General features: G+C 61.8%; 23 protein-coding genes and 1 other RNA gene. 15 read left to right on the top strand and 9 right to left on the bottom strand.

What is annotated here, in order from left to right:
- The first annotated feature begins 27 nt into the window (after window positions 1-27).
- From BM346_RS08440 to BM346_RS08465, 6 genes are all read left to right on the top strand, one after another.
- Window positions 28-990: an ABC transporter permease gene (locus tag BM346_RS08440; protein WP_092010813.1), complete on the top strand. Its 963-nt coding sequence runs from the start codon at window positions 28-30 to the stop codon at window positions 988-990.
- Window positions 980-1981 (top strand): ABC transporter permease, encoded by a 1002-nt coding sequence (locus tag BM346_RS08445; RefSeq protein ID WP_092010816.1) that lies wholly within the window; start codon window positions 980-982, stop codon window positions 1979-1981. Before BM346_RS08440 ends, BM346_RS08445 begins: the two co-directional genes overlap by 11 nt.
- Entirely contained in the window at window positions 1978-3015 is a 1038-nt protein-coding gene (locus BM346_RS08450; protein ID WP_227662849.1) for an ABC transporter ATP-binding protein, read from the top strand. The genes BM346_RS08445 and BM346_RS08450 overlap by 4 nt, the downstream gene beginning before the upstream one ends.
- Window positions 3002-4039 carry an oligopeptide/dipeptide ABC transporter ATP-binding protein gene (locus BM346_RS08455; protein ID WP_092010818.1) on the top strand — a complete coding sequence of 346 codons (1038 nt, stop codon included), beginning with the start codon at window positions 3002-3004 and terminating at the stop codon, window positions 4037-4039. Before BM346_RS08450 ends, BM346_RS08455 begins: the two co-directional genes overlap by 14 nt.
- A gap of 176 nt (window positions 4040-4215) precedes the next feature.
- Window positions 4216-5820, top strand: coding sequence for an ABC transporter substrate-binding protein (locus tag BM346_RS08460; protein WP_167812616.1), 1605 nt, complete (start codon window positions 4216-4218; stop codon window positions 5818-5820).
- 113 nt (window positions 5821-5933) lie between these two features.
- The gene (locus BM346_RS08465; RefSeq protein WP_092010823.1) at window positions 5934-6533 is read left to right on the top strand and encodes a QsdR family transcriptional regulator; all 600 of its coding nucleotides are present in this window, start codon (window positions 5934-5936) and stop codon (window positions 6531-6533) included.
- Window positions 6534-6563: 30 nt separating this feature from the next.
- Here the strand turns inward: BM346_RS08465 and BM346_RS08470 are convergent, their stop codons facing one another.
- The 4 genes from BM346_RS08470 to BM346_RS08485 are packed head-to-tail and all read right to left on the bottom strand — an operon-like array spanning window position 6564 to window position 11019.
- On the bottom strand, window positions 6564-7778 hold the full coding sequence (locus tag BM346_RS08470) for a UbiH/UbiF/VisC/COQ6 family ubiquinone biosynthesis hydroxylase (RefSeq protein WP_092010826.1): 1215 nt from the start codon (window positions 7776-7778) through the stop codon (window positions 6564-6566).
- Complete coding sequence (gene ubiH / locus BM346_RS08475) at window positions 7775-9049, bottom strand: 2-octaprenyl-6-methoxyphenyl hydroxylase (RefSeq protein ID WP_092010828.1); 1275 nt, start codon at window positions 9047-9049, stop codon at window positions 7775-7777. Before ubiH ends, BM346_RS08470 begins: the two co-directional genes overlap by 4 nt.
- 16 nt (window positions 9050-9065) lie before the next feature.
- Window positions 9066-10385, bottom strand: a complete 1320-nt coding sequence (gene pepP, locus BM346_RS08480) for a Xaa-Pro aminopeptidase (protein ID WP_092010831.1) — start codon at window positions 10383-10385, stop codon at window positions 9066-9068.
- Window positions 10386-10407: 22 nt separating this feature from the next.
- Entirely contained in the window at window positions 10408-11019 is a 612-nt protein-coding gene (locus tag BM346_RS08485; RefSeq protein ID WP_092010834.1) for a UPF0149 family protein, read from the bottom strand.
- A gap of 150 nt (window positions 11020-11169) precedes the next feature.
- Between BM346_RS08485 and BM346_RS08490 the strand changes: the two genes are divergently transcribed.
- Entirely contained in the window at window positions 11170-11736 is a 567-nt protein-coding gene (locus BM346_RS08490; RefSeq protein ID WP_092010837.1) for a ZrgA family zinc uptake protein, read from the top strand.
- Window positions 11737-11749: 13 nt separating this feature from the next.
- Here BM346_RS08490 and BM346_RS08495 read toward each other — a convergent pair whose 3' ends face one another.
- Window positions 11750-12277: a DUF3299 domain-containing protein gene (locus BM346_RS08495; RefSeq protein WP_092010840.1), complete on the bottom strand. Its 528-nt coding sequence runs from the start codon at window positions 12275-12277 to the stop codon at window positions 11750-11752.
- A 115-nt stretch (window positions 12278-12392) separates the two neighbouring features.
- Here BM346_RS08495 and BM346_RS08500 point away from each other — a divergent pair, with 115 nt between their 5' ends.
- The 6 genes from BM346_RS08500 to BM346_RS08525 all read left to right on the top strand — a co-directional run bounded on the left by BM346_RS08500 (window position 12393) and on the right by BM346_RS08525 (window position 15995).
- Window positions 12393-13106, top strand: a complete 714-nt coding sequence (locus BM346_RS08500) for an ATP-binding cassette domain-containing protein (protein WP_092010843.1) — start codon at window positions 12393-12395, stop codon at window positions 13104-13106.
- Window positions 13103-14386 carry an ABC transporter permease gene (locus BM346_RS08505; RefSeq protein ID WP_092010846.1) on the top strand — a complete coding sequence of 428 codons (1284 nt, stop codon included), beginning with the start codon at window positions 13103-13105 and terminating at the stop codon, window positions 14384-14386. Before BM346_RS08500 ends, BM346_RS08505 begins: the two co-directional genes overlap by 4 nt.
- Window positions 14387-14568: 182 nt before the next feature.
- Window positions 14569-14775: a TIGR02449 family protein gene (locus BM346_RS08510; RefSeq protein WP_092010849.1), complete on the top strand. Its 207-nt coding sequence runs from the start codon at window positions 14569-14571 to the stop codon at window positions 14773-14775.
- Window positions 14775-15104, top strand: coding sequence for a cell division protein ZapA (locus BM346_RS08515; RefSeq protein WP_092010852.1), 330 nt, complete (start codon window positions 14775-14777; stop codon window positions 15102-15104). Before BM346_RS08510 ends, BM346_RS08515 begins: the two co-directional genes overlap by 1 nt.
- A 48-nt stretch (window positions 15105-15152) precedes the next feature.
- Window positions 15153-15333: non-coding RNA, 6S RNA (gene ssrS, locus BM346_RS08520), on the top strand.
- A gap of 26 nt (window positions 15334-15359) precedes the next feature.
- Window positions 15360-15995, top strand: coding sequence for a 5-formyltetrahydrofolate cyclo-ligase (locus BM346_RS08525; RefSeq protein WP_092010854.1), 636 nt, complete (start codon window positions 15360-15362; stop codon window positions 15993-15995).
- A 12-nt stretch (window positions 15996-16007) separates the two neighbouring features.
- Here BM346_RS08525 and BM346_RS18080 read toward each other — a convergent pair whose 3' ends face one another.
- On the bottom strand, window positions 16008-16178 hold the full coding sequence (locus BM346_RS18080) for a hypothetical protein (RefSeq protein ID WP_167812615.1): 171 nt from the start codon (window positions 16176-16178) through the stop codon (window positions 16008-16010).
- A 197-nt stretch (window positions 16179-16375) separates the two neighbouring features.
- The gene (gene ilvA / locus BM346_RS08530; RefSeq protein ID WP_092010857.1) at window positions 16376-17905 is read right to left on the bottom strand and encodes a threonine ammonia-lyase, biosynthetic; all 1530 of its coding nucleotides are present in this window, start codon (window positions 17903-17905) and stop codon (window positions 16376-16378) included.
- 181 nt (window positions 17906-18086) lie between these two features.
- On the opposite strand from ilvA, the gene rpiA reads away from it, so the two are divergent.
- Both rpiA and ppa read left to right on the top strand, forming a co-directional pair.
- Window positions 18087-18770: a ribose-5-phosphate isomerase RpiA gene (gene rpiA, locus BM346_RS08535; protein WP_092010860.1), complete on the top strand. Its 684-nt coding sequence runs from the start codon at window positions 18087-18089 to the stop codon at window positions 18768-18770.
- Between the two features lie 119 nt (window positions 18771-18889).
- On the top strand, window positions 18890-19420 hold the full coding sequence (ppa, locus tag BM346_RS08540) for an inorganic diphosphatase (protein ID WP_092010863.1): 531 nt from the start codon (window positions 18890-18892) through the stop codon (window positions 19418-19420).
- Window positions 19421-19508: 88 nt separating this feature from the next.
- Here ppa and BM346_RS08545 read toward each other — a convergent pair whose 3' ends face one another.
- Both BM346_RS08545 and BM346_RS08550 read right to left on the bottom strand, forming a co-directional pair.
- Window positions 19509-20561, bottom strand: coding sequence for a DUF2333 family protein (locus BM346_RS08545; protein ID WP_092010866.1), 1053 nt, complete (start codon window positions 20559-20561; stop codon window positions 19509-19511).
- Window positions 20562-20659: 98 nt separating this feature from the next.
- Window positions 20660-22657, bottom strand: coding sequence for a bifunctional diguanylate cyclase/phosphodiesterase (locus BM346_RS08550; protein WP_092010869.1), 1998 nt, complete (start codon window positions 22655-22657; stop codon window positions 20660-20662).
- Window positions 22658-22697 lie beyond the last annotated feature (40 nt).

Raw genomic sequence — 22697 nt, forward strand, 5'->3', positions numbered from 1 at the left:
ATTACAACAAAAAGACAGAGACAGCTTATGGGTGTTTACCTGCTGCGGCGCCTGCTGGCGCTGATTCCTACCCTTCTGTTCGCCAGTATCCTGGTGTTCGGTGTTGTTCGCCTGGTTCCGGGCGACGTCCTCGACCTGATGCTCAGCGAGAACGATTACTCCGCCAGTACCCACGACACACGTGCCGACCTAGAGAGAGCCCTGGGCCTTGATGACCCCATCTATATCCAGTACGTGAACTGGCTGGGCGATGTGGTGCTTCGGGGCGATCTCGGAGAGTCACTTTGGCGGAACACCTCGGTGAATGCGGAAATCGCGGAGCGGCTGCCGGTCACCATCGAACTCGGTGTGCTCTCCCTGCTGATCGCTCTCACCATTGCCATACCCGTGGGGGTCTACTCCGCCGTCCGGCAGGAGGCCCTGGGTGACCACCTGGGCCGGAGCTTCTCCATCATCGCCCTTGCGGTACCCAACTTCTGGCTGGGTACCATGGTGGTGATCCTGCCGGCCATGTGGTGGGGCTGGTCGCCGCCCTCCATTATCCAGCCGTTCTTTTCCGACCCCATCGAGAACCTGAAAGTGTTCCTTGTGCCCAGCCTGATCCTCGGCGCTTCTCTGTCCGCCGTGGTCATGCGGATGACCCGCACCATGATGCTGGAGGTGCTCCGTCAGGACTATATCCGTACTGCCTGGGCCAAGGGTCTGCGGGAGCGCAAGGTGGTACTGCGACATGCCGTCAAGAACGCCATGATCCCCGTCATCACCCTGGTGGGTATCCTTGTGCCCATACTCTTCGGGGGCACCGTGATCATCGAGCAGATCTTCCGCCTCCCCGGTATCGGCCAGCTGCTGCTGGACTCCGTGAGCAACCGGGATTACCCCATCATCACCGGCATTTTCCTGATCTCCGGGGTGATGGTGCTGGTGGTGAACCTGCTGGTTGACCTCTGTTACGGACTGCTGGACCCGAAGGTGCGCTATGACGACTGAAACCACTCCTGCCGCGGTCACGATGCCCGCCTCCCCCAGACCACCCCTGCGGGAACGCCTGGGTGACAACAAGATCCTGGGCTTTCTCGGCCGGCTGATCGTGCAACGGCCGCTGGGCGCCTTCGGCGCCGCTATCTGTGTCCTGCTGCTGCTGACCGGTATCTTTGCCGATGTGATCGCGCCGGAAGGCTACAACCACATCAACCCCATAGACCGGCTCAAGCCCCCGTCGGCCGAATACTGGCTGGGCACCGACCAGCTTGGTCGTGACGTGTTCAGCCGGATCGTCCACGGCGCCCAGCTGTCGGTGATCGTGGCCTTCGCCGCCACATCCCTGTCCATCGTCATTTCCGCGGTCATTGGCATCACCAGCGGCTATTTCGGCGGTCGCTTCGATATGGTCAGCCAGCGGGTGGTGGATGGCTGGATGTGCTTTCCCGACCTGATCATCCTGATCGTGGCAGTGTCGGTTCTGGGCCCCGGCACCTGGCAGGTGATCGTGATTCTGGGCCTGCTGTTCGGTATATCCGGCTCGAGGATTGTCCGCAGCTCGGTGCTGAGTGTGAAACAGAACGTCTACATTCACGCAGCCCAGTCCATGGGTGCCTCCACCCTGCGGATCCTGGTGATGCATATCCTGCCCAACGTCATGGCGCCCATCATTGTGCTGTTCACCACCCGGCTGGCGGCGGTGATTCTGGCGGAATCAGGCCTCAGCTTCCTGGGACTGGGGATTCCGCCACCCGCGCCGAGCTGGGGCGGCATGCTGAGTCTCGACGGGCGCAGTTACATGTTCCAGGCACCGTGGCTGGCCATCATACCCGGGGTCGCCCTCACCATCGCGGTGTTCGGCATCAACATGTTCGGCGATGCCCTGCGGGACATGCTCGACCCCCGCATGCGGGGTGCCGGCGCCGGACGCTATGTGGCGGCGGTACGCCGTGACCGTCCTTCTTCAAGGGCCAGACAGGCCGGAGGTGCGAGCCAATGAGCGATACTGCAGTAAGCCAGCCCCTGGACCAGAGTGAAGAGATGCCGGTGACCGATCCCGCCGACGCACTGCTTCAGGTTGAAAACCTGCACACCGTGTTCCGCCAGGGCCGCAGGGCGATCAATGCCGTCAATGGCGTGTCATTCTCCGTGGGCCGGGGCGAAACCCTGGCGATCGTCGGCGAGAGCGGCTCAGGCAAGAGCGTTACCGCCATGTCCCTGCTGCGCCTGATCCCGAGCCCTCCGGGGGAAATCATTGACGGAGATGTCTACTTCGACGGTCGCAATCTCCTCGACATGAGCGAGGACGAACTGCGCAGTGTCCGGGGTAACGAGATCGCGATGATCTTCCAGGAGCCCATGACGTCCCTCAACCCGGTACTCTCGGTTCGCCAGCAACTGGCGGAGCCCATGCGGGTACACCGGAAGGTCAAAGAGGAAAATATCGAAGCACGCTGCCTCGACCTTCTGCGACAGGTGCGGATACCGGACCCCGAAGCCCGTCTGGACGCCTACCCTCATCAGTTCTCCGGGGGCATGCGGCAACGGGTGATGATCGCCATGGCCCTGGCCTGCGAGCCGCGACTGCTGATTGCCGATGAGCCCACCACGGCACTGGATGTCACGGTCCAGGCCCAGATTCTGGAACTGCTGAAGGATCTGACCCGCCAGCACGGCTCCTCGATGATCCTGATCACTCATGACCTGGGCGTCGTGGCCCGCTATGCCGATCGCATCAACGTCATGTACGCCGGCCAGATCGTGGAGTCCGGCACTGCCCTGGAGATCTTCGAGAACCCACGCCACCCCTATACCCTGGGGCTGATTGCCTCCATGCCCCGACTGGATGCCGAGGAAAAGGCCCGCCTCAAACCCATCGAGGGCCAGCCGCCCGATCTTGGCAATCCGCCGGCGGGCTGCGCGTTCCATCCCCGCTGTCCATTTGCCAAACCACAGTGCCGGGAGCAGGACCCGCCCCTGGAGCCTTATCGTGGCAACCATCTCAAAGCCTGCTGGGTGAATGTCGATGAGTGATACACCGTTACTGGAAGTCCGAAACCTCAAGGTCCACTTTCCGCTGCCAGGAACCCTGCTGAAACCCAAATCCGGGGGCTCGGTAAAGGCGGTGGACGGCGTCAGCTTCCACCTGAACCGGGGCGAGACCCTGGGGCTGGTGGGTGAAAGCGGCTGCGGCAAGTCCACCACCGGCATGGCAGTGCTGCGCATGACCCCTGTCACAGCGGGCGAGATCCACCTTGAAGGCAATAACATCACCGACCTCAAGGGGCGGTCGCTACGGACGCTGCGCCGCAAGATGCAGATGATCTACCAGGATCCGTTCGGCGCCCTGGATCCGCGGATGCGGGTCCTCGACATCATCGGCGAGCCCCTCAAGGTCCACAACCTGGTATCCGGCCGCAAGGCCTATCGGGCCGAGGTGATGCGCCTGATGGAGCTGGTCGGGCTGCTGCCCGGCATGGCCGAACGCTACCCCCATGAGTTTTCAGGCGGGCAACGCCAGCGCATCGGCATTGCCCGTGCCCTGGCCGCCCGGCCGGAGGTCATTATCTGTGACGAACCGGTATCGGCCCTGGATGTGTCGATCCAGGCCCAGATCATCAACCTGCTCAAGGACCTGCAGGAGGAACTGGGACTGACCTACCTGTTCGTGGCCCACGATCTGGCGGTCGTGCGCCACATCTGCGACCGGGTCATGGTGATGTACCTGGGCCACGTGGTGGAAGTGGCAGACAGCGAGGAGCTGTACACCAATCCCCAGCACCCTTACACCCAGGCGCTGCTGTCCGCAATCCCGATTCCGGACCCCCGGGCCGAGTCACGCCGCGAGGTGGACCCCTCCATCGAAGGCGAGGTGCCCAGCCCGGTCAATCCGCCCTCGGGTTGCCCGTTCCATCCCCGCTGCAAGCACGCCATGGAGACATGCAGGACAGTGGCTCCAGAGCTGAAGGACACCACCCAAGGACATGCGGTTTCGTGCCATCTGTACGAACCCACAAGTGCGGCAATGCCGCAGATACGAGTTGCCTCCATGGCCTGACGGAGGAAACCTGAGCGCAGGGGAGTGAGTACCTGGCATTCCCAACCCAAAACCAGGAAAAGGTGATAGCTATGCACCCGTTCAAAACAACAAAAAGGCACCTGATGGCGCTGGCCATATCGGCCGCCCTACCCTTATCCGCTGCCGCGGAAGCACCTCCGGAAAATCCAGGAGGCATGGTCAATCTCGCCACCATCTATTACGGCATCGATGCCGTAACGTGGGACACCAGCAAGTGGAACTGGAAGGCCAATCACGACATGCTGTTCATGGACCACCTGATCATGGGTGATCTGGACTATGGTCCCAGCGGCAAGAACGTCAACGACTTCATCGCACAGGCGTTTATTCCGCCGGAACACTACAAGGGCGACCTGGCGGAAAGCTGGGAAGTGAAGGAAGACCCCCTGCGGATCGAATTCAAGCTTCGGGAGAACGTCTACTGGATGGCCAAGGACGGGGTCATGGACCGCCGTGAATTTGTTGCCCAGGACGTCGTCGAACATTTCGAGGCCATGAAGAGCAGCGACCGCTATATCCCCACGTATTGGGACTTCATCGAAGAATGGAAGGCGGAAGGCGATCATACCGCCGTGGCCTACCTGAATGAGTTCAATGCCAACTGGGGCTATCGCATTGCCTGGGGTTACTACAACGGCATCATGCCGCCGGAATGGCACGCACTGAGTGGCGAGGACAAGGCGGACTGGAAAAAAGCCACCGGTACAGGTCCCTACGAGCTGACCGAAGTCGCACGCGGCCAGCGTCAGGTCTATAAGGCCAACGAGGAATACTGGGACACCACCACCATCGAGGGGAAGACCTATGAGCTGCCTCTCAACGATGGCGTTGTCTATAACATCATCAAGGACGAATCCAGCTCAATCGCCGCGCTTCGCAGCGGCAAGCTGGACATTCACGAGTCCATCCGCTGGCAGTTTGTGGATGAACTGAAGAAAACCGCGCCGGACCTGAACTTCAAGAGCGCCCTCAAGACCGAGGGGACCTTCATTGCCCTGCGCACGGACAAGAAACCCTTCAACGATGTCAGGGTGCGCCGGGCCATGAACCTGGCGGTGGACCAGCGGGCCATCCAGCAGTCGCTGCTTAATGGTGAAGGCGCATTGCTGAACTACCCCTTCTCCCAGCGCTGGACATCCCTGTACACCCCCATCGAGGAGCTGGACCCACAGGCCCAGGCCATGTTCGAGCACCAGCCTGAGAAGGCCAAGGAACTGCTGGCGGAAGCCGGCTATCCCAATGGCTTCGAATTTGACCTCCAGGTCTGCTCCTGCGACCCCTATCACACCGACATGGTAGCCATGCTCCAGGCCTACTATCAGATGGTCGGCGTGGAAATGAACATCAAGACCCTGGAGTATGGCGCGTTCCGTTCCCAGATGCGGGACGAGAACCAGGCCGAGGGCTACCTGATGGATAACGGCGAGGGCAACCCGTTCTCGGTACTGCGCAAGAGTTTTGTCTCAGGCCAGACCTGGAACCCCGCCTTCTATTCGGACGAAAAGTTCGACAGCATGTGGAAGACCGCCCTCCACGAAACCGACGTGGACAAGCAGAACGAGATGCTGCGGGACATGAACGAGTACATCATCGAGGAAGCAGTGCCACAGGTATGGCTGCCAACCCAGGAGTTCTACATCGCCTGGTGGCCGTGGGTGAAAAACTACGACGGCGAACTCCGGGTCGGCGCGGTCAGACCGGGGCCAATCTACGCCCGCATCTGGCTTGACCAGGAGCTGAAGGAGGAAATGGGATACTGAGGTAACATCTCCCACGGGCGCGACAGGAGGTTGCGCCCGTGAGTCCCGCTTTTCTGTATACTCCCGCACGCCCCATGACGCCCATGCGGGGACGACTGTTTCAGGGAGGACTTATGACTGAAGACGAAATCACGCCACTGAGCCGACTTGTTGAACGTCCCACATCCCGTGCCACTCCTCTGGACGTTCTCCGGGAGGGCCGCCGCCGCTGGCTGCGGGGGGAACGTATCAGCCTCAATGACCTGGCGGAAACCGTCGGCATCGGACGCACGACCCTGTTCCGATGGGTCGGCACCAAGGAGGTGCTGATGGCGGAAATCATGTGGTCGGTCTACGAACCCACTCTGGAAAAGGGGAAGGCAGAGGCCACGGGAACCGGACCCGATTACATCGCCGACGTGTGCCGTTACACCATGACCGCCGTGGTCGCATCGGAGCCACTGCGGCATTTCATCAGGGATGACCCCCAGTTTGCCCTCCAGGTACTCACCGCCACGCGGTTGTTGCAGGAACGCCGCCTCAATGCCATGAAAACCCTGTTGGCGGAGGAGCAGGCGAAGGGCACGATCCAACCGACCCTGGAGCTGGACAGCCTGGCACTGATCATCATTCGCCTGACCGAATCTTTCTCCTACAGCGACCTTATCGTTGGCCGGCCACCGGCCATCGAGGAAGCGTGCAAAGCCATCCGGACCCTTTGCGGAGGACGATAGGCAACCGTCCCTTTCAGGCCGGCCCCTGCTTCACAGGCCCATGGCCTCGGCCGCCACCCGGTTCTTCAGCGGTTTCATCCGATCCAGCCACCGCATGCCGCGGCTCCGCAGCCAGCGCAGAACCAGTTCGTCCCGCCCGAAGAGCTGCTTGAACCCCTCCATGGCGGCCATCATCGCCAGGTTCTCGCCCTTGCGGCGACGCTGATAGCGCTCGAGAACCGTCAGTTCCCCGGGTGATTGTCGGCGATTGCGGGCCGTATCCAGTTCATCCAGCAGCGCCACCACATCGCCGTAACCGAGGTTCGCGCCCTGCCCGGCCAGAGGATGGATGGTGTGGGCCGCGTCACCGATCAGCGCCAGGCCCCGGCGCACATAAACCTTGCCGTGACGCTGGCGAAGGGGAAAGGCGTGGCGCCCGGACATTGCCTGGACTTCTCCGAGACGTCCCTCCAGAGCCCGGGTCAGTTCCGCCATGAACGCCGGCGGTTCCAGTGCCATCAGGCGGCGTGCTTCCAGGGTGTCCTGGGACCAGACGATGGAGCAGAAATGTCCATCGCTCCCATCCCCCTCCGTGGCCAGGGGCAGAAATGCCAGTGGCCCGGTCGGAGTGAAACGCTGCCAGGCCGTAAACTGGTGATGGCGTTCCGTCTTGACGGTACAGACGATGGCTTCCTGATCGTAATCCCATTCCCGGGTGGGCAGGCCGGCCCACTGGCGGATTCGGGAATGGGCGCCGTCGGCACCCACCACCAGGTCCGCGGTCAGGTCACTACCGTCTCCCAGTGAAACCCGCCAGCCCTGGCCTTCCTGCGCCAGGCGCGACACGGTCTGGCCGTCAAGACAGGTAACCGCAGAGGTATCCACCACCTGGAAAAGCCCCCTTACCAGGTGACGATTTTCAACAATAGTTCCCAGGGCCGGGGCGCCCAGTTCGGCGGCATCGAAGCGGATGCGGCCAATCGCTTCCCCGTCCCACACATCCATGGCGGTGTAGGGACAGTGGCGCGTTTCACTGATGTGCTTCCAGGCTCCCAGGCTTTCCAGGAGCCTCTGGCTGGCGACGGAAATGGCACTGACCCGGGGTTCGATGTCGTCCACGGAGGTCGCCTCAGCGGGCCGCGACAGAAGCTCCGATAACGGAGAGGTTTCCACCAGGGCCGTCCGCCAGCCCTGGTGCGCCGCTCCAAGAGCCAGGGCGCTGCCGGTCATGCCACCGCCCACCACAACAATGTCAAAATGATTCATTGCCAGTGCTCCCGGTAACGGTCTGTTGGCTGCCGGGGCGAACCGGTGGCGCCAAGCCCCATGGCACGACGGGCAAACCAGTGTTTGGCAGCAGGCACCAGGTCCAGCCCCACCAGCCCGGCATTTCGCAACGGGCCCAGTGCCGGCAAATCTCCGCCGAACAGTCGCACCAGGGAGTCCGAGAATCCGATGGTCTGCCGGCGGTCCGCCTCGTGCTGTTGCTGGTAGCGGGCCAACACTGTCAGATCCCCGGGTGACAGGTCATGGGCCCTAGCAAACCGGAACGATTCCACCAGGGCCATCAAGCCGCGTAGCGCGAGGTTGAAGCCCTGGCCCGCAACCGGGTGAAGGGCGTGGGCCGCATTGCCCACCAGGGCCACGGATGGCCTTACCGTCTCATCCGCGGTCGCCAGTGTCAGCGGGTAATGGTGGCTTTCCCCGAAACGGATGAAACGTCCCAGGCGCCACCCGAAAATGGCCTGCAGCCGGGCACACCTGTCCCGCTCCCCCAGGCCCAGAACCTCGTCGAGGGCCTCCGGCGAGAGTGTCCATACCAGTGCCGAGCTATGCCCGGGCCTGGGCCCTCCCTGGAGGGGAAGCAGGGCCATGGGTCCCCGTTCGGTGAAACGCTCCCAGGCCGTTCCCTCGTGGGGCCGTTCAGTGGTGACGTTGGCAATCAGCGCATACTGGCCGTATTCGTGGCGATGGACGCCGATACCCAGCGCTTCCCGAAGACCGGAGCGGCCTCCGTCCGCAACCACCAGACAGCGTGTTCTGAAGCAGCGGGTTTCCCCGTTCTGCCGGAGCGTCACATCAACCCCGGCTTCCAAAGGTCTGACCGGCCCCACTTCGGCGGGAGCCAGCCACTCTATTCGTGGCTCCCGGCGCAGGGCGTCCATCAGGCACAGGCCGAGCCAGCGGTTGTCCGCCACGTAACCCAGGGCCGGCTGGTGGTGATCGCGGGCAGCCAGGCGGGTGACCCCGAAACGTCCCTTCTCGGACACATGAATCCGCTCGATGGGGGCGGCCTGGGCGCTGATGGCGGCCCAGAGACCCAGGTCCTCGAAGATCTTTCGCGAACCCCAGGCAAGAGCCGTGGAACGGGCGTCATAGCTGGGCTGGTAGTCCTCTGGTGCCGGGGCTTCCGCCAGGGGGAACGCCTCGGCCACCGTGATCCGGTAACCCGGCACCCTGCGGGCGATGGCAAGGGCCAGGGTGGCCCCGGCCAGGCCACCACCGGCGATGAGGATATCGGTATCTGGTTGCTGCATTACAGGCCCCCCGCCCTCAGTCGGCCATCAACGCTTCCACTTCGGCGATATTCTTGGGCACCGCCTCGGTAAGTACGCGGCAGCCTTCTCTGGTGACCACCACATCGTCCTCGATGCGGATGCCGATGCCGCGCCACTTGGGGTCCACGTCCATATTATCAGGAGCGACATAGAGGCCGGGCTCCACTGTCATTACCATGCCCGGCTCCAGTACCCGCCAGGCATCACCCACTTTGTAGTCGCCCACATCGTGCACATCCAGTCCGAGCCAGTGTCCGGTGCGATGCATGAAGAAAGGCCGGTAAGCCTCCCGTTCAAGAGCCCCGGCGAGCGGACCTTCAATGATTCCCAGGTCGATCAGGCCCTGGGTAAGAACCTCCAGGGCCGCCTCATGGGGCATGTTCCAGTGGTTACCCGGGCGCACCGCGTCAATCGCCGCATACTGGGCCTCCAGTACCACTTCGTAGAGGGCCTTCTGGGGATCGGTGAATCTGCCGCTCACCGGGAACGTCCGGGTGATGTCGGAGGCATAGCATTCCACCTCGCAGCCGGCATCGATCAGTACCAGGTCACCCGCCCTCAGCTCAGCGCTGTTTTCGATATAGTGCAGGATGCAGCCGTTGACGCCACTGCCCACGATGGAGGGATAGGCGGTGTTGCGGGCACCGTTCTCCATGAAGGTATGGATCAGCTCGGCTTCCAGCTGATACTCATAGCCCCCCTCGCGGGCCCGTTTCATGGCGCGACAGTGGGCCTCCGCGCTGATCTGGGCGGCACGGGCCATGGCCTTGATCTCGTTGGCGCTCTTGTACAGGCGCAGGTCGTGAAGCAGGTGCTCCAGGGCCACGAATTCCCCCGGCGGCTGGGCACCGGCGCGGACCTTGCTGCGGATCACCTTGACCCAGTCCATGACCCGGGCGTCGAACGACTGGTCACGGCCCAGGGGGTAGTAGACCCGGCTGCGGCCCTCGATCATGCCCGGCAGGATGTCGTCGATATCGGCTATGGGAAAGGCATCATCCAGGCCGTGCTTTTCGATCGCCCCTTCGGGCCCTGCGATGAACCCGTCCCACTTTTCCTTCTCCGGATTCCGCTCACGACAGAAAAGCACCGACTCGCCATGCTCCCGCCCCGGTATCAGAACCAGTACCGCTTCGGGCTCACCAAAGCCGGTCAGGTAATGGAAGTCGCTGTCCTGGCGGAAAGGATGGAGAACGTCCCGGTTGCGGGTCCGCTCCGGTGCGGCGGGCAGGATGGCGATACTGTCCTTCGCCATCAGTTCCATTAACCGGCGGCGGCGTTCGGCGTGTTCGCTGGCTGGAATCCACTGACTCATAGCATCTCCTGGTTCTGGGAACTCAATGCAGGGTCTGGCCTGCGGATGATGACGGTTTCTCCGGAGGATTGAATTCGGTAAATACGGAAACCACCCCCAGCCGGACGTACTCGGTAATGTCGTTAAGCTGCACCTCGGCCGCTTCGTCGGCGTCGGCCGCCTCTTCCACCTGGCTGATGGCCACCATGTCCTCTATCAGTTCGCGAATCTCACCAGGGGCCTCACCCAGGCGCTCACCGGCGGCGACCGCCATGCCTTCGAGAAACCCCCGGACCCAGGCCGAAAGAGCCTGCAGGCGCTGCTCAAAGGCATAATCGTCTTCTGGCAGCAGGGGCTGGAATTCAAGGGCACTGGAACGAAGTTCCTCCAGGGTGGTCCGATAGGCGTCGGCCATGAAGTCCGGCAATTCGTCCGGGATGTCGTCGTCTCCGGCCAGAGCCTCGGGAGCTATGCCCATGTGCTCGCAGACCACGTCCAGCCACTGTTGCTGCTCCAGGCGGGCCCCCGCCGCCAGCCGGCCGCAGAGACCGCCATGAAGCTCTGAAGGATGGCCAAAGGCCCGACAGCGGGTAAACAGGTTGGCCCAGACCTCGAAATCGGCATTCCCTGCGCCGGAATCAGCGTATTCGGTCATGAAATTGGTTTACCTGGCAGTTAAATGGGTTTCCAATCCTAGCATTTCCCGGAAGGGCGGCACACCGGCGGCAGGAATAAAGCGGAGAGGGTTGACCTTCCGCCAGCTCCAGGTAAATTACGTTATAACATATCAACAAGGCGATCCCCCATGAAGTCGATATCCATCTCTTTCCCCCGGTCCGGCTGCCTGGCTCTGCTTCTGGTTTTGCTGGCGCCCGGCCACGCCCTGGCTGGCGGGAAGCACGACCATGGCCATGACCACGGCCATCAACAGAGCGCCCATGTCCATGGCCAGGCGCAATTACAGGTGGCCCTGGAGGACAGGACGGTGGATCTGATCTTTCGTTCCCCTGCCGCGAACCTGGTGGGCTTTGAACATCAACCCCGTAACGAAGACCAGAAACAACAACTGGATCAGACCAGGGAGTGGCTGGCGAATACCCCGCTGGTGAATACGGACAACGGTGACTGCACCGTCGTATCCGGCACGGCCCACCTTAGCCACGAGCATGGCCACAGTCATGGCGACACCCACAGCGAAATTGAGGTGAGTCAGCAACTACAATGCGCGAGCGACCCGGAGAGCCCTCTGGTCACCCCGCTGCCGGGGCAGTTCCGCGAAATTCACCGGCTGGCGGTGGACTGGGTCAGCAAGCGGGGCCAGGGCCAGACTGTTCTGGAGGAAGGCGGGGACACAATCCAGCTTACACCCTGACCCCGGTCAGCGATCACTCCTCGTAGGGCTCGATAAGCTCTGCCGTCATGGTGTAGGAGGATGAGGCGATATCGTTCTCCACTTTTTCCGTGCGGATCACGCCCTGGGTCCAGATCGGGTCGTAGAGGGCCTCCAGGGTGAAGCCGGGCTTGTAGGTGACGTGGATGATCTGGTTGGGCGGAGGCGGCGGCACATGGATACAGGCGCCGTAATAAGGCACCAGGAAGAATTCCACAATACGCTGGTCTCCCACTGTCTTGAGGGGGACCACGAAACCCGGAATCCGCGCCGGGGTGCCGTCCATTTCCGGCACTACCCGGCCAGTCATGATTTCATCCGGCAGGGCCACCGGCCCATCGCCCTCGTGGTCGACCTCCGGCAGGCTTTCCAGCAGGCGCAGGTCTTCCTCGGGCATGAGTTCAAGCCAGTCAAGCTCCTGCCAGTCCTGCTGGCCATGGGCGACGGGAGCCAGCACCAGGGCAGCCAGGACAATTGCCGGCCAGAGCCGGTGAACCAACGAAAAACAACAGGGGGATGCCATTTTGCACTCCGTTCAGGCCCCGCTCAGGGCGCAGGACTTTCAAAACCGGCAGAAAATGCCAGACTTCGCAGATACCCGAAAACACGCATAGTGCCACATGAGCCAACACACGGATATGACGTCTGACACAGCCACAAGTTCACACGCCGACACGGTTATCCTCACCCGCGACCTGTGCTGGCAATGGCCGGGACAGGCCGCCAGGCTCCGCTTTCCCGACATCACCCTGCCGCCGGGAGAACACCTGTTTATCCGGGGCGCCAGCGGCACCGGCAAAAGTACACTGCTCAGCCTGCTCAGTGGCATGAACCGGAGCATGACCGGAACGCTGACAGTGCACGGCCAGGAGCTGACACAACTGTCGGGAGGTGCCCGCGATCGCCTGCGGGCCGACCGGATCGGCGTCATCTTCCAGCAGTTCAACCTGGTGCCTTACCTGGACACCCTCGGCAATGTCCTGCTGCCCTGCCATCTGTCTGCCCACCGCCGGCACCAGGCGGGAGATTCGCCGCCAGCCGCGGCGCGTCGATTGCTGGCGGCGCTGGGCCTGCCGGAAGAATGCCTGGGCCGCAAGCCGGCGCGGTTAAGCACGGGGCAGCAACAACGGGTGGCGGCCGCCCGGGCGCTGATCGGCTCGCCAGATCTGATTCTCGCCGATGAACCCACCTCGGCCCTGGACACACTGAACCGGGACCGCTTCGTCCGGTTGCTGCTGGACCAGGCCGCGAACTCCGGCTCCAGCGTCGTTTTCGTCAGCCACGATCCGGCGCTCGCCGGCCATTTCGAGCGCCATCTTGAGCTGACACCCACCATGGGAGACCAGCCATGAGACCGTCCGTGGCATTTTTCCTGGCGGGGGCCAGCCTGTGGCACCGGCGCCGGGTACTGGCCCTGGTCACACTGACTCTCACTCTCAGTGTGACGCTTCTGCTGGGCGTCCAATATCTCCGCACGGAGGTTCGCCAGACCTTCAACAGCACTGTTTCCGGGACCGACCTCATTATCGGTGCCCGCAGCGGCGAGCTGAACCTGCTGCTCTATTCGATCTTCCACATCGGCAATGCCACCAACAATATCCGCTGGTCCACCTTCCAGAAACTGGAAGAAGACTCCCGCATCGACTGGCTGGTGCCTCTTTCCCTGGGCGACAGTTACCGGGGCTACCGGGTGGTGGGCACGGATGAACGCTTCCTGAACCACTACCAGTACGGGGACGACCGTGACCTGGCACTGGATCGGGGCCGCTGGTTCGACGACGTTTTCGAGGTGGTTCTCGGTGCCGAGGTGGCACGGGCCATGGACCATGCCATCGCTGACGAGGTGGTGCTGTCCCATGGCGGAGGCCGCACCAGCTTCCTCGACCACGACCGCCACCCCTTCACCGTCAGCGGGATACTGGCACCAACCGGCACCCCGGTTGACCGGGGGGTCTATGTGAGCCTGCAGGGACTGGAAGCCATCCATGTGGGCTGGGAAAGCGGTGTGCCATCACCGGGGCGAACTCTGCCGGCGGGAAAGGCTCGGGAGGTGGAGCTCACGCCTACCCATATTACCGCCGCACTGGCGGGAATCGAACGTCAGATTCTCACGTTCCAGGTGCAGCGCCACATCAACCAGATGGACACCGAACCCCTATCGGCGATTCTGCCGGGCGTTGCCCTGAGCCAGCTCTGGCAGGTGCTCGGCCAGTTCGAGTCGGTGCTGCTCGGCATTACGGTATTCGTGGTTCTCACCAGTCTGGCCGGGCTTATCACGGTCCTGCTGACGCTTCAGTCCCATCGACATCAGGAAATCGCGGTTCTCCGGGCCAATGGCGCAACGCCCTTGCTGATCGCAGCCCTCTACCTGATGGAGTGCAGCGGTCTTGCCCTGCTTTCTGCCGTCCTGGCAACGCTGCTCTGGTATGCCGGTCTGGGGATGCTGGCGCCCTGGTTGCTCAGTGAGTGGGGATTGGCCATCAGCCTTCGGCCGCCCACCGGTATCGAGTGGCTGATGCTCGCCAGTGTGCCCATCGCGGGCCTGCTGGTGGGCATGCTTCCCGCTGTCCGGGCCTGGCGCCTTGGCAACCGCCCCTCCGGCTGGGGAGCGGCCAGGGACATGACAGGTTAATGTGCCGGCTCATGGTGGCAGCCTCTGCCAGGGTTGCGACAGCGGTCACAACAACATGACGCACAGGCAAATTGACCCGTTTCCATGCCCCCCTTATAGTGAGCGTGAGTTAGCAGACTATCTCTCAACGCCAGACCGACGGGAGCCGCCGATGTGGCGCCCCGAACATCACCGGAATGTCTATGGAACAGTCAGAATTGCAGGCCATGGCGGAAAAACTGGACCGCCTGATAGAGCGCTGTCGCAAGCTGGAGCAGGATAATGCCGCCCTCCGCGAGCTCCAGGATGAATGGAACCGGGAACGGGCCCAGCTGATCCAGCGCAACGATCTGGCGAAGAACCGAATTGAAGCCATGATAGGTCGCCTTCGGGCCCTGGAGCATCACTGATGGCAAAATCCCCGACCACCGTTGAAGTCAGCATCCTCGACAAGGATTACCTGGTCGCCTGTCCGCCGGACCAGCAGGATGCGCTTCGCCGTGCCGCCCGTCACCTCGACAGCAAGATGCGGGAGATACGCACCACTGGCAAGGTACTCGGCACCGAGCGGATTGCGGTGATGGCCGCACTCAACATTACCCACGACCTTCTGGAAGACAGCAGCGTGTCAGGCGCGGCGGATGACGTTCTGCGGGCCATGGACCAGAAACTGGACCAGGCGCTGGGAGCGCCTCATCCGGACACCGATTCCCGTAATGGCACCGATAGCAGAAATTAAAGAATCAGCGGTTGCAATTACCCCGGCCTCTGCCCCTATAATGGTCCCAACTTCCTGGGCTGTTCGCTGGTCGGATACGTCCTCGAGCCGATGCGCAACACCCAGGTGGCTACTTCAGGACATTGTGAGCAAGTCCCCCGCGTAGGGGAAAGCCTAATATGTCACAGCGGCCACCACCTTGAACTTTGGGTTCAAGGGCCACATCCGATAACGGCAGCCCGGGAAGCTTATTTTTACAGGACACGATCCCCCGTTGTGAACGATGCGTTTCAAAGCCTGACCAGTCTCGCACCTGATACCGCCGATGGTCGCAAAGCCATCCGCAAAGATCTGCGCAAGCAGCGACGCTCCCTCAATACCCAGCAGCAACGTGATGCCGCCATCCATCTGGCGAGCATGCTTCGACAACACCCCAGAGTAATGCAGGCCAGACACCTGGCCGTCTACCTCCCCAACGATGGCGAGATTGATCCGGGCCTTTTCATGGCCCAGACGCGGCGCAGGAACGTGCATTTTTACCTGCCGGTCCTACACCCCATCCATGACGGCCAGCTGGCATTCTGCCGCTTTGATGAAGACACGCCCATGAGACCGAACCGCTTCGGCATTGCCGAGCCGGTGTTCCACAGCAGGCGGATTCGACCTGCCTGGGCAATGGACGTGGTGTTGATGCCACTGGTGGGATTTGACGACCAGGGGGGGCGCCTGGGGATGGGTGGCGGATTCTACGATCGCACCTTTGCCTTCACGCGGTTACGGCCCCGGTTACGACCGGCCCTTATTGGCCTGGCTCACGACCTGCAAAGGGTCCGGCGCCTGCCCATCGAAGACTGGGATGTGCCGCTGGATGCGGTCGTGACCGACCGGGCGATTTACCGGGGACGCGGCTGAATACCGAAGATTTCAGCCTTCGGTTCGTCTGGCGGAGCCAAACCACTGGGCCTGGGCGCTGACGTCAGACGGTAGCGCGCGCGGGGTTTCGTCGGAGGCCTGCAGTCCCGTCAGACCGGTGATTGCCAGCCCCATTACAAATAACAGAACAACGGTCCGAAGCATGTCCGGCCTACGCTTCATTGCGCCTTCTCCACTGGTAAGTTTTCTAACGTGTTTTTATTGTAAAAACAGCTGGATGTCGCCGACTTCCAGAATCGAGGGAAAGCGTAACACGTCTTCAATAATTTACAATTTTTTATAATTACAATTTGTAAAAATCTGTGGGCGAGCAGGCTGCCACCGGTGACAGCCTGTAAGGAAAGGTTGCGATACGCTCTTCAGTGGCCGTTACCGGCCCCCAGGAACAGCTGATACGCTTCGTTGTCGGTTTCGTTGGTGTAGCGGAAACCAACCCGGTCGAGCATGGCCTCGAAATCCGGCAGTTCCCTGTCTTCCACCTGCGCCCCCATCAGGACCCGGCTATAGGCCGCGCCATGGTTGCGGTAATGGAACATGGAGATGTTCCAGCGGGTACCCAGGGACATCAGGAACTTCAGAAGCGCACCCGGGCGCTCCGGAAACTCGAACTGGAAGATCTTCTCGTTCCGCACCGACGGCGCGTGGCCACCGACCATGTGGCGGATATGCTGCTTGGCCAGGTCACTGTCAGTGAGGTCAACCACGGAGTAACCTGCCTCCCGAAGGCTCTGGACCAGATCTTCCCGGCCCAGTCCGCCAGCCTGGATCTGAATACCCACAAAGATACGGGCCGCTTTCGAGTCGGAGTATCGGTAATTGAACTCGGTGATGCTGCGCTTATGTAACGCGTTGATAAACGTCTTGAAGGCCCCGGGACGTTCAGGAATGGTCACGGCCAGGATGGCCTCCCGCTTCTCGCCGATCTCCGTCCGCTCCGAGATGTAGCGCAAGCGGTCGAAGTTCATATTGGCGCCACTGAGGATCGCGACGAGGCTCTCCCCCTCCAGCTGCTCCCGTTCCACGTATTTCTTCATCCCTGCCACTGACAGAGCACCGGCCGGCTCGGAGATGGAGCGGGTGTCCTCGAAGACATCCTTGATGGCCGCGCAGATCTCGTCGGTGGAGACGGTGATCACCTCATCCACATTGTCCTTGCAGATTTCCCAGGGCGCCTCGCCGATCTGCTTCACCGCCACGCCGTCGGCGAAAATGCCCACCTCGTCCAGCACCACCCGCTCGCCGGCCGCCAAGGCCGCCTGCAGGCAGTTGGAATCCTCCGGCTCCACGCCGATCACCCGGATTTCCGGGCGCAGGTACTTGATGTACGCCGCCATGCCGGCAATCAGGCCACCACCCCCCACCGGGATGAACACTGCGTGGAGATTGTGTGAAACCTGCCACATCAGTTCCATGGCCACCGTACCCTGCCCGGCGATTACATCCGGGTCATCGTAGGGAGGGATATAGGTATAGCCGTGCTTTTCCATCAGTTCCCGGGCGTGGGCGGCGGCCTCATCAAAGGCGTCACCCCGGAGCACGACCCTGGCCCCCCGGTCCCGGACCGATTTCACCTTGATGTCCGGGGTAGTCTGGGGCATCACGATCACCGCCTTGATGCCCAGCTCCCTGGCCGCCAGGGCCACGCCCTGGGCGTGATTGCCGGCGGAAGCACATATCACCCCCTTGGCCTTCTGCTCCTCGGAAAGCTGGGCGATCCGGTTATAGGCGCCGCGAATCTTGAAGGAGAACACCGGCTGCAGGTCCTCACGCTTGAGCAGAATATGGTTGCCCAACCGCTTGCTGAGACTGCGTGCTTCGGTTAACGGGGTTTCGATGGCCACATCGTATACCCGCGCATCAAGAATCTTTTTGATGTAGCGTTGCGGCATGGTGCTTTTGATCCGGTATCTGAATGAATCACGGTCGGTGATGTGAGTCCGCCTGTCGCGGGTAAACGGACAGTGTAAAAAGTTTGCAGGCCCCACGTCTATAACTTGGCCAGCGCGGAGCGTTATAATGGTCCTCCTCGCGGAAGACACTTTCTTATCCGCAATGCAACAGGAGGCCGGCATGACACAGGATGAACTCAAGCAGGCGGTAGCCAAGGCGGCACTGGATTACATAGCACCCCGCCTTGAACGGAACAGCGTTATCGGCGTCGGTACCGGCAGTACCGCCAATTATTTCATTGACTACCTGGCCGGGATTCGTAACGACTTCGATGGCGCTGTCGCCAGTTCCGACGCCACCGCGGAGCGGCTGAAAAAACACGGTATTCCGGTATACGATCTGAATGCTGTTGCCGATCTGGAATTCTATGTGGATGGCGCCGATGAAACCAACGATCGCCTGGAACTGATCAAGGGGGGCGGCGGCGCCCTGACCCGGGAGAAAATCGTCGCCGCAGTGGCAAAGACATTCATCTGCATTGCAGATGACTCCAAGAAGGTGGACATCCTGGGAGATTTCCCCCTGCCCGTCGAGGTTATTCCCATGGCCCGCAGCCATGTCGGGCGCCAGATTGTCCAGCTCGGTGGCGATCCCGTGTATCGCGAAGGGGTGACCACGGACAATGGCAACATCATCATCGACATCCACAACATGGACCTCTCCCGTCCCATCGTGGTGGAGGAGCGACTGAACCAGATCGTCGGGGTGGTCACCAACGGCCTGTTTGCCCGCCGGCCGGCTGATCTGCTGCTGCTGGGCACGAAGGACGGCGTCAGGAGCATTCCCCGCAACCCCAGCACCTGATGGCTGATGGCTGACCGAAACCGACCTTGGTTGAGTTTCGGTTCTCGCGGGTTGGCCGTATAATGGCGCCCACTTTTTCACCATCGTCTTTAATCCACTAGCTCACAGAAGGATCAGCCATGAACTTTGACCACATCCCGGCAGGCAAGAACCCGCCCGAAGACATCTATGTCGCCATCGAGATTCCGGCCAACAGCTCGCCGGTCAAGTACGAGATCGACAAGGACATGGGCGCCGTAATGGTGGACCGCTTCATGACCGCCCCCATGTTCTATCCGGCCAACTATGGCTTCATCCCCCACACCCTGGCGGATGACGGCGATCCTCTGGATGTGCTGGTGGTCACGCCCTATCCGGTCCAGCCGGGTTCCGTCATCCGTTGCCGTCCGGTGGGTATCCTGAACATGGAAGACGAGGCCGGTGGCGACGCCAAGCTGGTCGCGGTACCTCACGACAAGCTCACCAAGGCCTACGCTGACATCAAGGATGTTAACGACCTGCCCCAGATGCTGCGGGACCAGATCCAGCACTTCTTTGAAAACTACAAGACCCTGGAGCCCGGCAAGTGGGTGAAAGTCCAGGGTTGGGACAACGCGGACGCAGCCCGCAAGGCCATTGAAGACTCCGTGGCCAATTACCAGGGCAAGTAAACACAGGCCTCTGAAGTAAAAAACCGGGCGCGATGCCCGGTTTTTTTATGGTCCAGTCCCGCGGGCAGCCCGGGGCCCACAGCCAGAATCAACCCCGGGAGAGCAGCTCCCGGAGATCGGACACTGCCGAATTGGCCCTGGCGAGGTAGGCGGCCATGGTCAGGGAATGGTTGGCCACCAGGCCAAAGCCACTGCCATTGAGGATGATGGGGCTCCACATGGGAGCCTGGGATTCTTCCAGCTCGATGATGATCTGGCGGACACTGGCTTCGGCATTCTTGTCCGCCAGCACCTTGCGGAAGTCCACCTCGATGGCGCGGAAAATGTGGAGCAGTGCCCAGGACGTCCCCCTTGCCTCATAAAAGACATTGTCGATCTGCGTCCAGGGGGTTTTGACCTCTGAGCCACGCTCTGCCTCTGTCAGAGGATCCAGGTCCTGGATCCCCGCCAGTGCCTCGGTCACCTCCGGCTTGCCCACACTTTCGCTCAGGGTCCTGGACAGGCTTCCCAGACGGGTCTCAAGGTCCGCCAGCCAGCTGTTCAGGTTATCCGCCCTGGCATAAAAGTGAGCCTCCGGCTGCTCCGGATTGGAAAGGCGCCTGAGGTAGCTTTGCAGCGCCTTGATGCCGCGGCGGTATTCACCCTCGGTGGAGGGCAGCGCCCAGCTGTCACTGTTGAAATGGAACTGGGGCTCGGCGACGGTGAGATCCGGATCCTCCGCGGACTGACTCTGGGAACGGCTGATGTTCTGCCTGAGTGAGCGCGAGAAATCCCGCAGCTGAACCAGCACGCCATACTCCCAGGAGGGCATGTTATCCATCCACAGCCCGGGCGGAAACACGTCGTTGGTGATGTAGCCACCGGGCTTTTCAAGGAGGGTTTCCGCGATGCGTATCATGGTGGCGGTGGTGGCAAAGCCGGTTACCGGCTCGCGGCCCATTTCAGAAGCAACGCTGCGGGTATGCTCCCGGACGGAAAAGGTGTCCGGCTCGCTGCTCCATACTATGCCGAGAATAATAGTGACCAGCAGGTAGAGCACGACCAGGGCCAGCAGAATCTTGCCAACGGGACGCCCGTCCGGCGAAGAGGTCTGATAGCCCCCTTTATCACGGGAGAAAACGGATTTCAGTCGGTTGAGCATAGTCGCCTGTCCTGTAGCCTGAGTAATCGGTAAAGCCCCGCTGCCCGGGACTGCAAAGATGAACCATTCGTCAGATGGATGCAATGCCGGTGCCGGGCTCAGCCCGCTCCCGGTGGCGCCGGGCGACCCAGGTGGTAGCCAATTGCACCGTCCACACCGGCTGCCTTGAGGGTGCGCCATTCCGCCTCGGTCTCCACTCCGGAGGCGAACACCCTGACGCCGCGGCCGCGGGCAATGGTGATCATGGATTCCAGATAAAACCGGTTCTCATCGTGACGGTCGATGCCATGCACAAAGCTTGAGTCGATACGAAGAGCCTGGATGGGCAGATTCTTCATATAACTGAAGGGCACGCCCCCCACCCCGAAGCGATCCACCATCACCATGGCTCCACAACGTCTCAGGCGACGGATAAACACCTGGGCGTTGCGACGCCGATAGTGCACCACCTGCTCGGGCACCCCCACCCAGAGCCGTTCCACCAGCGGCCCGGCGGCTTCGAGCTTTTCCACCAGCGTGGCTGAAAATTCGGCATCGGCCACGGAAGATGCCCCCAGAGACAGTCCCAGCACCGCTCTCGGCTCAGTCTCCAGCCGCTCAAGGACCCGGCTGATCACCATCAGGTCGATCCGGGCCATTATTCCATAGCGCTCGGCAATGGGGACGAATACGTTGCCACGGATCCATTCGCCATCAACCAGAACCCGGGAGAACACCTGCTGGAAAACAGGCAGCTCGTCGCTCGCGGCAACCAGAGGCTGCTGCCAGAGCCATAACTGCTCACGCTCCAGGGCCCGCTCGAGGAGGACCCGCCACTGCTCCGCGCCATGGTGCACCTCAAGGTCGGTATCGGCGAGCTCGCAGCCACTGATGCCGCTGGTCTGGGCCCGACGCAGCGCAACATCTGCCGACTCGAAAAGGCTCTTCACGGAAACCCTCTCGCTGGTGCCGGCAACCCCGGCATGAACCGTAAGCGCCAACCCATCCGGATCAGCCTCACCGATAAACTCGATGCACACGGTCTGCAACTTCTCCACCAGGTCCCGGGCCCATAGCAGCGCGTCCGCCGGCGCTCCTCCGGGAATGAACACGGCGAACTCCGCCCCGGCGCGCCGACCGGCGAAACTGCCGGCATGCTCATGTAGAAATTCCCGGATCTCCGTCGCTGCGCGAATCAGTAACTGATCTGCCTCCGGCCGACCGAGGCGCTTATTGAAGTCCGCAAAGCCGGTAATCTGTACCAGCACCAGCGCACCGGGCTTGCGCTCCTCCTCGGAGACGGTTTCCACCGCCAGCCGCTGCTCGAACGCATTGCGGCTGGCCAGACCGGTGAGGGAGTCCTCGTTATTGATTCGACGCAAATGGCTTATCAGGGCTGCCTGGCCCGCAAACAGCTGCTCCAGGTCCTCGGTCATCTGGTTCATGGCCTGAGTCACGTGGTTCAGCTCACGGGTGGAGCGCACCTTGGTGCGCAACCGGAAATCCCGGCGACCAATGGCCTTGGCCTGCCGTTCCAGCGTCCTCAACGGCAACAGCAGTCGTCCCAACAATACATAGAGAAGTACAAGTGCCAGCGACCCTACAACCACCGCCGCCAGGGCGAGCGACAGGCTTACCCGCCACAGGTCGCGATAGGCGTTACCCGGGTGACCCCGGACCCGGATCTGGCCCAGCCAGCGCCAGCCTTGAAGAACGTCAGCAGTGCCAACGGGCCGGGGCAGGTCCGCCAGTTCCATGAACCAGCCCGGTACACCGAGGTCGTCCAGGGAGCGGGAACGACCGACAATCTGTCGGTTTTCATGGTCCACGAAAGCCACCGACAGATAATCACCGCTGTCGAACACGGAGTCGATCAGGCGACCAACGGCGACCACATCACTGGCATCGATGGCGTTTGAGACTGACAGCCCTATCGCGGTTGCCGCGTCCCGGGTACGTCCTTCCAGCTCCTCCGCCATGTAGCTGCGGAACCGGTCAAAACTGACAGCCATGCTGATGGTGATCAGTAACAGTACCAGCCCACCGGTAAACAGCATCAACAGCGTGCGGAGGGTTATGGCGGAAGATCTGTGCTGTTCTGGCCTTTCCTGTTGCATCCGTGCCGCACCTGACTCGAAAGGGTTTCAGCGCTAGTGT

The sequence above is a fragment of the Marinobacter daqiaonensis genome, assembly GCF_900115285.1.
In the GTDB taxonomy this organism is placed as follows: Bacteria; Pseudomonadota; Gammaproteobacteria; order Pseudomonadales; family Oleiphilaceae; genus Marinobacter; species Marinobacter daqiaonensis.

Coding starts and splice junctions, on each gene's coding strand:
- BM346_RS08440 (WP_092010813.1), top strand. CDS start 28: ATGGGTGTTTACCTGCTGCGGCGCCTGCTGGCGCTGATTCCTACCCTT.
- BM346_RS08445 (WP_092010816.1), top strand. CDS start 980: ATGACGACTGAAACCACTCCTGCCGCGGTCACGATGCCCGCCTCCCCC.
- BM346_RS08450 (WP_227662849.1), top strand. CDS start 1,978: ATGAGCGATACTGCAGTAAGCCAGCCCCTGGACCAGAGTGAAGAGATG.
- BM346_RS08455 (WP_092010818.1), top strand. CDS start 3,002: ATGTCGATGAGTGATACACCGTTACTGGAAGTCCGAAACCTCAAGGTC.
- BM346_RS08460 (WP_167812616.1), top strand. CDS start 4,216: ATGGTCAATCTCGCCACCATCTATTACGGCATCGATGCCGTAACGTGG.
- BM346_RS08465 (WP_092010823.1), top strand. CDS start 5,934: ATGACTGAAGACGAAATCACGCCACTGAGCCGACTTGTTGAACGTCCC.
- BM346_RS08470 (WP_092010826.1), bottom strand. CDS start 7,778: ATGAATCATTTTGACATTGTTGTGGTGGGCGGTGGCATGACCGGCAGC.
- ubiH (WP_092010828.1), bottom strand. CDS start 9,049: ATGCAGCAACCAGATACCGATATCCTCATCGCCGGTGGTGGCCTGGCC.
- pepP (WP_092010831.1), bottom strand. CDS start 10,385: ATGAGTCAGTGGATTCCAGCCAGCGAACACGCCGAACGCCGCCGCCGG.
- BM346_RS08485 (WP_092010834.1), bottom strand. CDS start 11,019: ATGACCGAATACGCTGATTCCGGCGCAGGGAATGCCGATTTCGAGGTC.
- BM346_RS08490 (WP_092010837.1), top strand. CDS start 11,170: ATGAAGTCGATATCCATCTCTTTCCCCCGGTCCGGCTGCCTGGCTCTG.
- BM346_RS08495 (WP_092010840.1), bottom strand. CDS start 12,277: ATGGCATCCCCCTGTTGTTTTTCGTTGGTTCACCGGCTCTGGCCGGCA.
- BM346_RS08500 (WP_092010843.1), top strand. CDS start 12,393: ATGACGTCTGACACAGCCACAAGTTCACACGCCGACACGGTTATCCTC.
- BM346_RS08505 (WP_092010846.1), top strand. CDS start 13,103: ATGAGACCGTCCGTGGCATTTTTCCTGGCGGGGGCCAGCCTGTGGCAC.
- BM346_RS08510 (WP_092010849.1), top strand. CDS start 14,569: ATGGAACAGTCAGAATTGCAGGCCATGGCGGAAAAACTGGACCGCCTG.
- BM346_RS08515 (WP_092010852.1), top strand. CDS start 14,775: ATGGCAAAATCCCCGACCACCGTTGAAGTCAGCATCCTCGACAAGGAT.
- BM346_RS18080 (WP_167812615.1), bottom strand. CDS start 16,178: ATGAAGCGTAGGCCGGACATGCTTCGGACCGTTGTTCTGTTATTTGTA.
- ilvA (WP_092010857.1), bottom strand. CDS start 17,905: ATGCCGCAACGCTACATCAAAAAGATTCTTGATGCGCGGGTATACGAT.
- rpiA (WP_092010860.1), top strand. CDS start 18,087: ATGACACAGGATGAACTCAAGCAGGCGGTAGCCAAGGCGGCACTGGAT.
- ppa (WP_092010863.1), top strand. CDS start 18,890: ATGAACTTTGACCACATCCCGGCAGGCAAGAACCCGCCCGAAGACATC.
- BM346_RS08545 (WP_092010866.1), bottom strand. CDS start 20,561: ATGCTCAACCGACTGAAATCCGTTTTCTCCCGTGATAAAGGGGGCTAT.
- BM346_RS08550 (WP_092010869.1), bottom strand. CDS start 22,657: ATGCAACAGGAAAGGCCAGAACAGCACAGATCTTCCGCCATAACCCTC.